This is a genomic window from Pseudomonas sp. NPDC086251, from assembly GCF_044746405.1.
In the GTDB taxonomy this organism is placed as follows: domain Bacteria; phylum Pseudomonadota; class Gammaproteobacteria; order Pseudomonadales; family Pseudomonadaceae; genus Aquipseudomonas.
Genome location: NZ_JBIVBY010000018.1, coordinates 70,154 through 81,328 on the forward strand (window position 1 = coordinate 70,154; position 11,175 = coordinate 81,328).

The 11,175-nt window shown below is 52.9% G+C and carries 11 protein-coding genes; 5 read left to right on the forward strand and 6 right to left on the reverse strand.

What is annotated here, in order from left to right:
* The first annotated feature begins 7 nt into the window (after positions 1-7).
* From ACIPL2_RS21080 to ACIPL2_RS21090, 3 genes are read left to right on the forward strand one after another with little or no spacing between them, the layout of a single operon-like run.
* Positions 8-2,158: a 3-hydroxyacyl-CoA dehydrogenase NAD-binding domain-containing protein gene (locus ACIPL2_RS21080; RefSeq protein WP_401359225.1), complete on the forward strand. Its 2,151-nt coding sequence runs from the start codon at positions 8-10 to the stop codon at positions 2,156-2,158.
* A 35-nt stretch (positions 2,159-2,193) separates the two neighbouring features.
* A complete protein-coding gene (locus ACIPL2_RS21085; protein ID WP_401359227.1) occupies positions 2,194-3,306 on the forward strand; it encodes an acyl-CoA dehydrogenase family protein in 1,113 nt (370 codons plus the stop codon).
* A 21-nt stretch (positions 3,307-3,327) separates the two neighbouring features.
* Positions 3,328-4,500, forward strand: coding sequence for an acyl-CoA dehydrogenase family protein (locus ACIPL2_RS21090; RefSeq protein ID WP_401359229.1), 1,173 nt, complete (start codon positions 3,328-3,330; stop codon positions 4,498-4,500).
* 200 nt (positions 4,501-4,700) lie between these two features.
* Here ACIPL2_RS21090 and ACIPL2_RS21095 read toward each other — a convergent pair whose 3' ends face one another.
* From ACIPL2_RS21095 to ACIPL2_RS21110, 4 genes are all read right to left on the reverse strand, one after another.
* Positions 4,701-5,429 carry a hypothetical protein gene (locus ACIPL2_RS21095; protein WP_401359231.1) on the reverse strand — a complete coding sequence of 243 codons (729 nt, stop codon included), beginning with the start codon at positions 5,427-5,429 and terminating at the stop codon, positions 4,701-4,703.
* Positions 5,430-5,604: 175 nt separating this feature from the next.
* On the reverse strand, positions 5,605-6,135 hold the full coding sequence (locus tag ACIPL2_RS21100; protein ID WP_401359233.1) for a hypothetical protein: 531 nt from the start codon (positions 6,133-6,135) through the stop codon (positions 5,605-5,607).
* Between the two features lie 17 nt (positions 6,136-6,152).
* Positions 6,153-6,458 carry a hypothetical protein gene (locus tag ACIPL2_RS21105; RefSeq protein ID WP_401359235.1) on the reverse strand — a complete coding sequence of 102 codons (306 nt, stop codon included), beginning with the start codon at positions 6,456-6,458 and terminating at the stop codon, positions 6,153-6,155.
* 353 nt (positions 6,459-6,811) lie between these two features.
* Complete coding sequence (locus ACIPL2_RS21110) at positions 6,812-7,075, reverse strand: hypothetical protein (RefSeq protein WP_401359237.1); 264 nt, start codon at positions 7,073-7,075, stop codon at positions 6,812-6,814.
* 218 nt (positions 7,076-7,293) lie between these two features.
* On the opposite strand from ACIPL2_RS21110, the gene ACIPL2_RS21115 reads away from it, so the two are divergent.
* Entirely contained in the window at positions 7,294-8,442 is a 1,149-nt protein-coding gene (locus tag ACIPL2_RS21115) for a sensor histidine kinase (RefSeq protein ID WP_401359240.1), read from the forward strand.
* Positions 8,443-8,836: 394 nt separating this feature from the next.
* Here ACIPL2_RS21115 and ACIPL2_RS21120 read toward each other — a convergent pair whose 3' ends face one another.
* The gene (locus ACIPL2_RS21120; RefSeq protein ID WP_401359242.1) at positions 8,837-9,517 is read right to left on the reverse strand and encodes a hypothetical protein; all 681 of its coding nucleotides are present in this window, start codon (positions 9,515-9,517) and stop codon (positions 8,837-8,839) included.
* 560 nt (positions 9,518-10,077) lie between these two features.
* Between ACIPL2_RS21120 and ACIPL2_RS21125 the strand changes: the two genes are divergently transcribed.
* Positions 10,078-10,356: a DUF1652 domain-containing protein gene (locus ACIPL2_RS21125; protein WP_401359245.1), complete on the forward strand. Its 279-nt coding sequence runs from the start codon at positions 10,078-10,080 to the stop codon at positions 10,354-10,356.
* A 284-nt stretch (positions 10,357-10,640) separates the two neighbouring features.
* On the opposite strand, the gene ACIPL2_RS21130 is transcribed toward ACIPL2_RS21125, so the two are convergent.
* Positions 10,641-11,051, reverse strand: coding sequence for a response regulator (locus ACIPL2_RS21130; RefSeq protein WP_401359248.1), 411 nt, complete (start codon positions 11,049-11,051; stop codon positions 10,641-10,643).
* Positions 11,052-11,175 lie beyond the last annotated feature (124 nt).

Genomic DNA, 11,175 nt, shown 5'->3' on the forward strand with positions numbered 1-11,175 from the left:
TCATTGCATGTTTGAAACCATTGATTTTGCGTTGGGTAAAGATGGCGTTGCCGTCGTTACCATCGACATTCCCGGCCAACCAGCCAACACCATCACCGAGCGATTTCGAGATGAGTTGGCAGAGGTTGTCGAGCGAGTTGCCGTCGATGCTGATATTCGCGGTGTTGTCATTACCTCGGCAAAGAAGGATTTCGTCGCGGGTGGTGATCTGAAGGAAATCGTCCGAACCTTGTCACGCGAATTGAGCGTGGCCGATGCTCGCGACATGGCGACGCAGATGAGTCCATTGCTGCGGCGCCTTGAGAGCAGCGGCAAACCTTATGTGGCAGCGATCAATGGCTCCGCATTGGGCGGCGGTCTGGAGATTGCTCTGGCTTGCCATCATCGGCTGGTATTGGACAATCCACGCATTTTGCTGGGCTTGCCTGAGGCCACTCTGGGCCTGATGCCCGGCGCTGGCGGCACGCAACGCTTGCCGCGTTTAATCGGTGTCGCCAATGCACTGCCACTGATGATGAAAGGAACGTTGCTGGCGCCAGAGGCGGCGCTGGCTAAAGGTATTGTCGATAGGGTGCTCAGTGTCGAGCAATTGCTGCCAGCTGCTCGCGCTTGGATCCTTGAACACACGGATGCCCAGCAACCCTGGGATAAAAAAGGTTATCAAGTTCCCGGCGGCGCGGGTTTCGCCGATGTCGAGCTGGGTAACCTGTTTAACCTGACCGCCACCCAAATTGCTCGCGACACCGGACGCAATCTACCGGCACCCATTGCCTTGCTCCGCGCTGTAGCCCACGGCACCTGTGTGCCTATCGACGCGGGGCTGCACATTGAGTCTTGCGAGTTTGCCAAACTGGTGCTTGATCCAACCGCCTGCAACATGGTCCGCACCTTGTTTGTGAACAAGGGCGAGCTGGAGAAACTCGCCCGTCGACCAAAAGCTGTTGAGCCTGCCTCGATCGTCAAAGTGGGAGTGGTCGGAGCTGGCCTGATGGGCGGCGGTATTGCCCATAGTGCTGCAGTGGCAGGGCTGCAAGTAATATTGCTCGATGCTTCTGCGGAACAAGCCCTGGTCGGACGCCAACGTCTGGTCGACGAGTTTGCCAAGCGAGTGGTCAAGGGACGCATGACTCAGGAGGCTGCAGACGCGATCATGGCCCGCATTCAGGCCACAAGCGATTACGCTGAGTTTGCCGAGTGCGATCTAGTGATTGAGGCAGTATTCGAAGATTTGCAGGTTAAGGCCGGTGTGTTTACGCAGGCGCAGGCGTTCATGAAACCAGGTGCCATACTCGCTTCAAATACCTCGACCTTGCCGATTACCGACATGGCTCGAGACCTGAACAAACCCGATGGGTTTATCGGGCTTCACTTCTTTTCCCCCGTGGATCGCATGCCATTGGTGGAAGTCGTGGTCGGCGAGCAAACCAGCGATATCACCCTGGCTCATGCGCTCGATTTCATCCGTCTGTTGCGCAAGACGCCGATAGTGGTCAAGGATTCCCGAGGCTTTTTCACCTCACGGGTGATCGCCGCGTATCTTCAAGAGTCGTTGGCAATGCTTGGCAGCGGTATCAAACCGGCATTGATCGACAATGCTGCGCGCCTGGCCGGCTTCGCCATGGGGCCATTGGCGCTGCTTGACGACATCGGGATGGAGAATGGCTACAAATCATCATTGGCTGAGCGTGCTGCACTAGGCGATGCCTGGGATGAACCCGCGGGCTTCAAAATTCAGGAGATGTTCTGTGCAATCCTGGGACGGATCGGTCGTCGATGCGGTAAGGGATTCTATGATTATCCCGAGGGTAAACGTGCTTTGTGGCCGGGGCTGGTTGAAGTCTATCCGCCCCTGGCCGTGCAACCCGATGTTGAAGAAATCAAGAAACGCATGCTCTATATCCAAGCGCTGGAAGCAGCGAGGTGCATGGAAGAGGGCGTTATCGGCAATGCCGCCGAAGGTGATGTTGGTTCGATTCTGGGGATTGGCTTCCCGACCTGGACCGGTGGCGTGTTCAGCTTGATCGATACCGTCGGCGGGACGGCATTCGTCAAGGCCTGCGATGAACTGGCCGATCAGTTCGGGGAGCGATTCCGGCCTTCGGCCTGGCTTCGTCAACGAGCTGAACGTGGTGAGCGTTTCCATGTCCGCGAACAATAAGCTTAGGCCTTATAGGGGTCTGGAGAGCGATCGCCATGAATTTTGATTTTTCTGCTGATCAGGAACAGCTGCGCGATCAGGCCAAGCGGTTATTCGCTGACGGCCTGAGCCGTGCCCGGACACTGCTGGAAAGCCCGCAGACTCATGATCAGGTGCTGTGGAGACAAGTTCAGGAGTTGGGGTGGCCGGCTGCTGCTATCGCCGAGACCGATGGTGGCCTCGGGCTCTCTGCCCTGGAGCTGTGTGTTCTGGCCGAAGAGTTGGGGCGCACATTGGCGCCGATTCCTTTTAGTTCTTCGGTGTTGCATGCCAGCACAGCGTTGCAGCAGCTGACGGATTGTCAGGTCGCTTCGACATTGCTGGGCGAGTTGGCCGCAGGCGAAAAAACGGCCAGCGTCGCGTTCACTGAACGTGGTCAAGCAGCCTGGACAGAGCGGCCCGAAGCGCGAGTCAGTGCAGGGAAGCTGAGTGGTCGTAAGGCCATGGTCGCTGATGCGCCGGTGTCGGACGTGTTTATTGTTTCGGCTTGTGCCGATGATGATGCTCAGGATTGGGGGTGGTGGCTGGTCGACGCGCAGGCAGCGGGCGTGAGTCTAGTACCGGTCGAAGCGATCGACCGTATACGTCGTTATGCGGATATTTACCTGGACGATGTCAGTTGCGTGCGATTGGGATCTGCCGGTCAGGGTAGTGCGCTTGCCGAACGTGCGCTGGATGCTGCTGCTGTACTCAGTGCGTTCGAGCAATTGGGGAGCGCCGAAGCGGCGCTGGAGTCGACCCTGGAGTACGTCAAGACTCGGCAAGCGTTCAACCGTGTGGTTGGCGGCTATCAGGCGGTCAAACATGCACTGGCCGATCTGTACGTGAAAAATCAGTTGGCACGCAGCCATTGTTACTACGGTGCCTGGGCCTTGACACAGGCTCCTGCGCATTTGCCTCGCGCCGCCGCGGGTGCGCGGCTGGCCGCCAGTGAAGCCTTGTGCCAAGCCGCTGAAACAGCGGTCGAGTTGCACGGAGGCATCGGTTTCACCTGGGAAAGCGACACTCAACTTTTCTACCGTCGTGCGCGGCTGATGGCGACCCAACTGGGAGGCCGTGCCTTTTGGGCTCGCCGTCTCAAGGCAGCCTTACTGCGCGAAGCAGCTTGATCGGACACAGGAGCGGCATCGATGGATTTTCAAGATACGCCTCAAGAAGCAGCCTATCGCGCCCAAGTACGCGCCTGGCTGAGGGCTAATGCACGCGCCTACGAAGTCAGGCCTGAAGATGGTATGGAGCATGAGCGCTTCATGGCGTTGGCACGTGGCTGGCAGCGCGCGAAGGCAGAGGCTGGCTACGTCGGCATCATGTGGCCAAAGGACGTTGGCGGGCAGGGCGGAAGCCCTATCGAGCACGTAATTTTTCACCAGGAAGAAGAGCATTTCAGTCTTCCGGTCATCCCTTTCGCCGTCGGTATCGGCATGTGCTTGCCGACGTTGTTTACCCATGGTTCGGCCGAGGTTTTGGACCGTTTCATGGCAAAAGGAATGCGCGGAGAGGAAATCTGGTGCCAGTTGTTTTCCGAGCCGGCTGCCGGGTCCGATCTGGCTGGCTTGAGAACCCGCGCCGTGCGCGAGGGCGGGGACTGGGTGATTAACGGTCAGAAAGTCTGGACGTCCTATGCCCATGAGTCTGACTACGGCATCGTGCTGGTGCGTACAGATCCTAATGCGCCCAAGCATAAAGGGCTAACCATGTTTTATGTCGACATGCGCACCCCAGGTGTGGAAGTGCGTCCGATCCGTACGCTGCTGGGCGATGCGGAGTTCAACGAAGTGTTTTTCACGGATGTGCGGATCCCTGACTCGCAGCGTCTGGGTGAAGTGGGTGAGGGCTGGAAAGTCTCTCTCAGTACCCTGATGTTCGAGCGCCTTGCCGTCGGGGGCAAGCCGTCGGGAGCACCGGTGGCCAGTGAACTGGCAGTTTTGTTCGATGCCGACGCCCTGGCACGTTTTTATGTGGCCGATGAAGGCATCACGTTGACGCGGATGCGTTCAATGACAGCGGTTTCGCGCGGTGGCGTACCAGGCCCCGAGGCTTCGATCAACAAACTGGTGATGGCAAAGAACCTACAGGACATGAGTGCCTGCGCGTTGGAAGCGTTGGGTGCAGATGGTCTTCGCGAGTTCGACGATTCCCAGGCGCGACGATTCAACTATTGGTACATGTGGTCAGCCGGGTTACGAATTGCCGGTGGCACCGATGAAATCCTGCGCAATATCATTGCTGAACGGGTGCTTGGCTTACCGCCTGAACCACGTAGTGATCGGGATACGCCCTTTAACAAGTTAGGGAAGGGCTGATCTGATAGGTCTTGAGTAGAAAAGAGGCGAGCGGATTTGTGAGCAACTTCACCAATCGTGAGGTTGCTACAGGCCCGATCAGTTAGCTCGCCTGTCGCGACATTCTTCCAATGACCCCAGAAGGCATCTCTTCAGTGCGCAACGTGGTCTTGGAAAACACAACCGGTCAGGGACTGCTATCGGCCAATGGAGGCCATTTACTAGCGGTACGGATGCGCCTCTGTTTGAAAGAGGAGTTCTTCTATGTTGAAGCTAGACTTCAGCAGCTCCCGAAGCTTTTGCTTAGCAGTCGTAAGCGCGTCTCGATGCTCACAAAGCCTGCACAAGAATGCCTTCGCTGAGTCGTGATCCTCCCAGGTTAGAACTATCTGGTGTGGCTCGTTCGTTTCAAGCCAAGCATCTGCCCAGTAGTATTTTTCACCGGCCGTTAATGCTACTGAGGCCTCGGCATACTTGGAATTCAACAGCTCCTCGCTTGTAGTTCTTTTTGGCATCTTGATGATGATCTGATCAGGAGTGTTAGTTCGATCCCAGGCAACAGTGTCTGACATCTCGCGAAGGAAATCGAACTTACTAACATATAAAGCGTCGCAACACGCCGCCAGCGCCGGATCAACGATTTGTAGGCCCGCATGAAGCTCATGTCCAAGATCAATAAACATGTTGCTGGCCAGTGCAACTTCATGCATGTGATTGTTCAAGGCATGCATAACCGCGACAGCTTCGCCAGTTTCGGTGCTGCGGAAGTCACCTGCGGTTTCGAGGATCGTTTCAGTCACGTCTTCAAGCGCCTGGAGCGAGTAGTAGAGCTTGGTTAATGAACGACATGCTTTTCGCCTATCTTTGGGTGACAACTTCCCAATAGCAATTAATGACTTTCCAACGATGAACTCAACGAGTTTGCCGATGATGATTTCCGCAGTGAGCATATTATCTCCGAGGACGCCTTGTGGGGATGGATCTTAAAATTGTAGACGCATATCGATAACTGCTTTTGGCCGATTTCTGCCTGTCACGAGGGGCAGAAAACGACCTAAAGGGGGCGTTCAAGCGAGATAAATCTCTGCCAACCCTTGTTCCTTTAACCTTCTGAGGCCGCAACCATCAAGGAATCTTAATGTTCCTTCGATTCTCTGGTTTTTTCGGGGCCAGAGGGTGGACTGAAAAATACTCATGAGATCCAGCCCAGCTGGTATCGCCCTGGTAGTTTCGAAAGATAGGCACCGACATCTCTGACGGCGTCCATGCCGGAAGGACAACAGTCATGAAAAGACTACGCTCCTCTGAGCGTTGGTTAAGCTTATCGAACACTGCTAGACCATACTGTGCCTCTAGAAGAATGTGCAGTGCCGCCACAGCATCGAGGACGTGTTCGAAGTTAGCTTCTGCGATGTTATCACCTCGATTGTGCTTGACCGCATTGTAAGCACTGTACCAAGGCAGGCTCTTGGTAGCGTTGTCTTTGTCCCATCCTTTGAACGGTACGAAGGTCTTGATAGCCGGATATTGAATTAGCTCCACCTTCCATTGATTCAGCCGGAACAGGTCCAAGCAGTGTGCGTAGTCAGTAGTTGTGTAAATAACCTTCTTCGTAAACCCGTTTTCCGTGAGTGCTTTCAGGAGGAGAAACTCCACTTCAGTGCATGCAAGAATCAAGAGTTCTCGGATTTTGTGACCATAGCTTCCGAAGTTTCTTGAATCTGGTTCAAGACATTGAATAAAGTATCCAAAGAGGCCTGTATGTTTCGGTATGCCCTTACATCTAGGTGAAAAGCGTCATTGACGTAGTTGAAGCCAACATTGCCCCTGTTGATACGAGGAAAATAGAATCCAGGTTTGTCTACCGTCGTAAGCTCAAAGACTTCGCGATTGATGGTTTCGGCATGACTTTGTAGGTAGTAGCTGATTGAGGCTGCGGAGGGGCTATCTTTGTCCCCTTGGCGATAGCCGCCTTCCACCTGGTGTCTCCAATGCGACCACTCTGAACATCCGTGGATGGGGTACCAGTGGTTTGCAACGTAGTAATGGACGGTATCTCCTTCTTTCTGAAAAACCCCATGTAGCCCGTCTCTGTTCTTGAACGCAAATGACTGTAGCATTGACCCCTCTCTGAATTGAGCCCACCCGTAAATGGCAAGTATAGGGAAATTTTTCGCCAGCTTTCGGCCTTACAAGTATGTCCGTTAGGGGGCGGTTGCAGCCTGTCTTGAAGGACGGCAACCGACCCACAGCGGACGTTGATCAACCCCCCCTTGAGCTTTGTACTGGCAGGTAACGCGCTTGTGCGAACCACCTCAAACGGGTGGTCAGCTCATAATGTCTTCGTCTCATCGACGTTTGGAAATTGCGTGTTCAACAATTCGAGATGCTCCAGTGCATCACGGTATTGCGCCTCGGCTTTCCCCCGCAGCTGTAGATAATGCAGAAACTTTTCGCTGTCGAGATCGGGAAGGTCGAGGAGTTCTGAGGCGCGTCGATTAAGCGCGTTTGCCCTCTCGAACAGCTTTTTGTTCTGCTCCATGGCCAGGCAGTGGCACGCTAATATTTGGGCAGTCGGGGGTTGGTGGGGGTACATGCAGAATTCCTCTCGCCAATGACTCCTATGAGTGGGGTGCGGTGCGAAAGCGTAGTCCGTTTACGGCGCTGAAACCCTTTCTCCCTAAATTTTTGACCACCCACTCACTGGCGAGTTGCGCTCCGCCTTGGTCTCTTCGAGCTGCTAGTATGAGCGAACGATAACCGCTGGCGGGCGGGTGTTTTCATGTCGAAACAGAATTAAACAGGGATGGGGTTATGCGCTTATCAGACTTCATTCTCGCGAATCTTGAGCCAATCCTGCAGGAGTGGGAGGACTTCGCTCGTTCGGTGAATATCCCAGGTCCGTCGTTGGACGCTGACGCCCTGCGAAATTCCGCTCAAAAAATGTTGCGTGTCATCGCCCAGGATTTGCGTACTGAACAATCGTCACAGCAGCAAGTGGACAAATCCCAAGGACATGCTCCTGCGCAGGCAGGCACGAGTCCCGCGCAACACCATGCCGTCACACGATTCGACGTCGGCTTTACGCTGGATCAGATGGTTTCAGAGTATAGGGCCCTTCGGGCTAGCGTACTAAGGCTGTGGTCGCTGCAGCCAGTGGTGGACAACGAGGCGTATCGCATGGACATGATCCGTTTCAACGAAGCGATAGATCAAGCCCTTACAGAGTCAATCGCATCTTTTTTGTCGTCGCTGGAAAACATGCGAAATACGCTTCTCGGCGTGTTGGGGCACGATCTACGTAACCCGATGGGCGCAATCTTAATGGGAACGGAAATGCTGATGCGGCCCCATGATCTAACTGAACGCCAAGAAAGGATCTGCACGCAGATCCATGACAGCGTCAACCATGCGAATCAAATAGTGGAAAACTTGCTGGACCTCACCCGCTGTAATCTGGGGGCTGGAATCAAGGTCGTGAAGGAGGCCACCAATCTCAACCCGGTGTGCACACTCGTAGTGGAAGAACTGCGTACTTACCATCCCGCCGCCAGAATCGATTTTGAATCCAAGGCAGCCGTCATTGGGCTGTTTGATCCCGTTCGCATGAGCCAGGTTTTTTCAAACTTGATCGGCAACGCGCTACGGCACGGCGACATTCAACAACCGATCAAGGTGGTGTTGCGGAGGCTCAACAGCCAAGTTCTGTTTAGCGTTCACAATCACGGCGACCCGATACCTGAAGACAAAGTGCATCTTATCTTCAACCCATTGGAGAGTTATTCCAGTCATAGCGGACGCGATCATGGCCCAGCCGCCGGCTTGGGCCTCGGTTTGTTCATCGCGGCTGAAATTGTCGCCTCGCATTCCGGAAAAATTGAAGTTGAATCGTCCCTTGAGTGGGGAACCACGTTTAGCGTGACCTTACCTATAGACGCGGTGCTGAAACCAACTGAAAGCTGAGTGCCGGCACTGAAAAGCTGGAGCAAATGCCAGAAGGAGCTATCATTTTCCGAATCGCGCATGGGTTAATTCGGAATTTCATTGCTTATAAAAAGACGAATTTGTTCCTGAAATCATTGAAACTACTCCAACCAGATTGCGTCAATTTTCTGTAACCATCGAAAAGGAACAGGGACGTTGAGAAAAGCCGTTGTGAAAACTACCCGCACACTATGTGCGGGTTTTTTACGTGAGGTCGGTGTATGACATTAACTTACTGATTTCTATCTGGTCAGAATTTCACGGTGGCTTTATTTGCCTAGTAAGGTGAGAGGAGGCCAAATTTGATCTCCTCAAAAATCAACTATGGCTTTCAGGCGAATACTGAAAATTACAGAGGATATCAATAAGAAACTTATTGGCTGATGAGGGTTTTGGCCTTTGTAAAAAACTCAGCGCGTGCCTCATCGTCATACAATTTTATTTCCGGTAGGTTGGCTCTGTAGGTAGCAATACAGCCTTCTGCCTTAGGTCTAAACATGGCGTCGACATCTACAAAGTTAGCGTCGATTTCGGTAGTGTACTTATCTACCCAAGGCTGGGTGTTGTTAAGGAGATAGTCAACATTTGAATAAACTACGCTGGCGATAGCCATGTCTATCCCACCATCGGTCAAGGTTGGATTTCCGGGTTTTCCGTGCGACTGAATTACTTGATTGAATGACGTAAAGAGAGCGGAGCACGAAGCGAATTTCATCGCCTTCGGTAGATCAAACGGACGAGGGGGACGTGTCTTTGGTTCTGGTACGGATTGTTGTTTGGCTACGCTAGTTTGGTAATTTTGGTCTGCAAAGGGCAAAATCGCCTTGATGTCAGTTTGCAGGTTCATGTAAAAATTTATATAGCCATTGTAGTAATTTTTATCTTTTTGATTGGCGCACATTGACTTAAGATAATAAAGGTCATCAACTCCTTGCTCTATCCGTTTTAATCTTACTTTCTCCAAAGCATCATTGGACTGACGAATGCCATATACATATGCTGGTCTTGTTTCACTCAAAAGGTCTGCGATCTGGCGTGGAAACACGAAAGTCATCGCCGCAGAGCATGTGGTTTCATCTGGGGCAAATTGTCCTCGAGAGGCGAATGCACGAAATCCATCTATATCTTTTAAATTAAGAGAGTCGACGGTATATATGGGGACGATGGGCTTAACTCTGATGTATTCTATAGCTGCTGAGTCGATACAGGTTTGGTAAAGTTGTCAGTGTTATCTGCTGGATAACTCAATAGAGCTCCTGTCGGTAAAGACGGGCAGAAATTCACCAAAAGTCGCCAGCAGTCGGAAGCTTTAGGGCAAAATTAGGGCAGTTTATGGACCGTCATAGACCGTCATAGACCGCCGGGCGCCTTTGAAAAAACACATGAACACCGTTTTTAAGGGCCTGTAGCGACCTACGAGCACTCACGAAGGGGTTCGAATCCCTGACCTATAATTGTTTCCAATGACCGTGTTCGACCCATAACGGACCTTCCCGTCACTCGGGAGCCTCATGGAAGGAAGGTCACAGGTGGTCGGTTTTTAGGCTGCGGCACCTAAGGGGAGACTATCCTTTATAGGCAGCAGTTCACCAACCCGACTCTGGGACGAAGGTCATGATCTCCATTCTTGAATTACGCCACATTATTGAATGTGGCTTCCTGCCCCTTTCTTGTTCTTGCACCGTGAATCCGGACGGATCGTTGATGATCAAGGTCGTCGAACCTTCTTCAGGTCGTGTGGAGCTACTGGTTACCGGCGTTTCGGCAATCACCCTGGCGTCTAGCCAGGCGATTGCCCATCTCGTCGGCGAGCTTCGCAGCGAGATGACAGCTAACCAAATAGCTTTTTCTGGCGGAGTGGTCGAACATGCGCGGGAGACTCGTAGTTTTTGAGTCAGACTCTACCCGGGTGGTACTAGCATGCTTAGCACTGAAGACTTCCGCTTTAAATCTCACCAGCTTCTTCTTGAACTTGATGGGGCGACCAACGATATGATGATGTTGGTTTCCTCTCGCGAGATGAACGGTGAGCGATGGGCGTGTGCGACACTGAGACACAGTGTCGCCTATAAGGCGTGGAATACCTTCATCAGCGAATCGTCGCCCCCCCAGTTGATAAGTCGCCTTTCTGACGCGAAGACATCGCAAACGTAGATGGAAACAGCTTCAGAGCGAGCCTAATGTTTATGAATGGGATTACCGGGCTGGAGCAGGCCTGCGATGGCAATGACGAGATCGTCCAATCCCCAGGGCTTATGCAAATAAACTGTTGAAGAAGGGATCTCGCTGGGTTTCAGCTCATAGCCTGAGGTCAAGATCGAAGCGATTGAGGGCCATTTACTTCTCACCTTCTCTATGAATTCCGCCCCTTGGATTTGGCCAGGCAAGCCTTGGTCAGCGATCACCAGAATGCATTGACCCTGTGTTTCTAAAAGATAGGTGATGGCATCGTCGGCCGTTTCGAAGGCCAGGGAGTGGGCGCCGATCTCGGTCAGAATATCCGTCATGAGCGTGCGCAGCGTGGGGTCATCCTCGATGACGAGAACGTCACCAGAGATTGGCGATAAGCCTTCCCAATTTATATTCACTCAGCTTCTCCTGTTCGAAATGTAACACTCGACTTACTCTATCGGACTTCGAACCCATATCAAAAAAGCCCAAGAGCTCAGATCATTCGCACTTGCCCTGGCTTTTTCTCCATCAAAGACCTTT

What these genes read in the sequence shown, in the direction of transcription:
- ACIPL2_RS21080 (WP_401359225.1), top strand. Translation starts at nt 8, where the DNA reads ATGTTTGAAACCATTGATTTTGCGTTGGGTAAAGATGGCGTTGCCGTC.
- ACIPL2_RS21125 (WP_401359245.1), top strand. Translation starts at nt 10,078, where the DNA reads ATGATCTCCATTCTTGAATTACGCCACATTATTGAATGTGGCTTCCTG.
- ACIPL2_RS21115 (WP_401359240.1), top strand. Translation starts at nt 7,294, where the DNA reads ATGCGCTTATCAGACTTCATTCTCGCGAATCTTGAGCCAATCCTGCAG.
- ACIPL2_RS21110 (WP_401359237.1), bottom strand. Translation starts at nt 7,075, where the DNA reads ATGTACCCCCACCAACCCCCGACTGCCCAAATATTAGCGTGCCACTGC.
- ACIPL2_RS21090 (WP_401359229.1), top strand. Translation starts at nt 3,328, where the DNA reads ATGGATTTTCAAGATACGCCTCAAGAAGCAGCCTATCGCGCCCAAGTA.
- ACIPL2_RS21085 (WP_401359227.1), top strand. Translation starts at nt 2,194, where the DNA reads ATGAATTTTGATTTTTCTGCTGATCAGGAACAGCTGCGCGATCAGGCC.
- ACIPL2_RS21095 (WP_401359231.1), bottom strand. Translation starts at nt 5,429, where the DNA reads ATGCTCACTGCGGAAATCATCATCGGCAAACTCGTTGAGTTCATCGTT.
- ACIPL2_RS21120 (WP_401359242.1), bottom strand. Translation starts at nt 9,517, where the DNA reads ATGACTTTCGTGTTTCCACGCCAGATCGCAGACCTTTTGAGTGAAACA.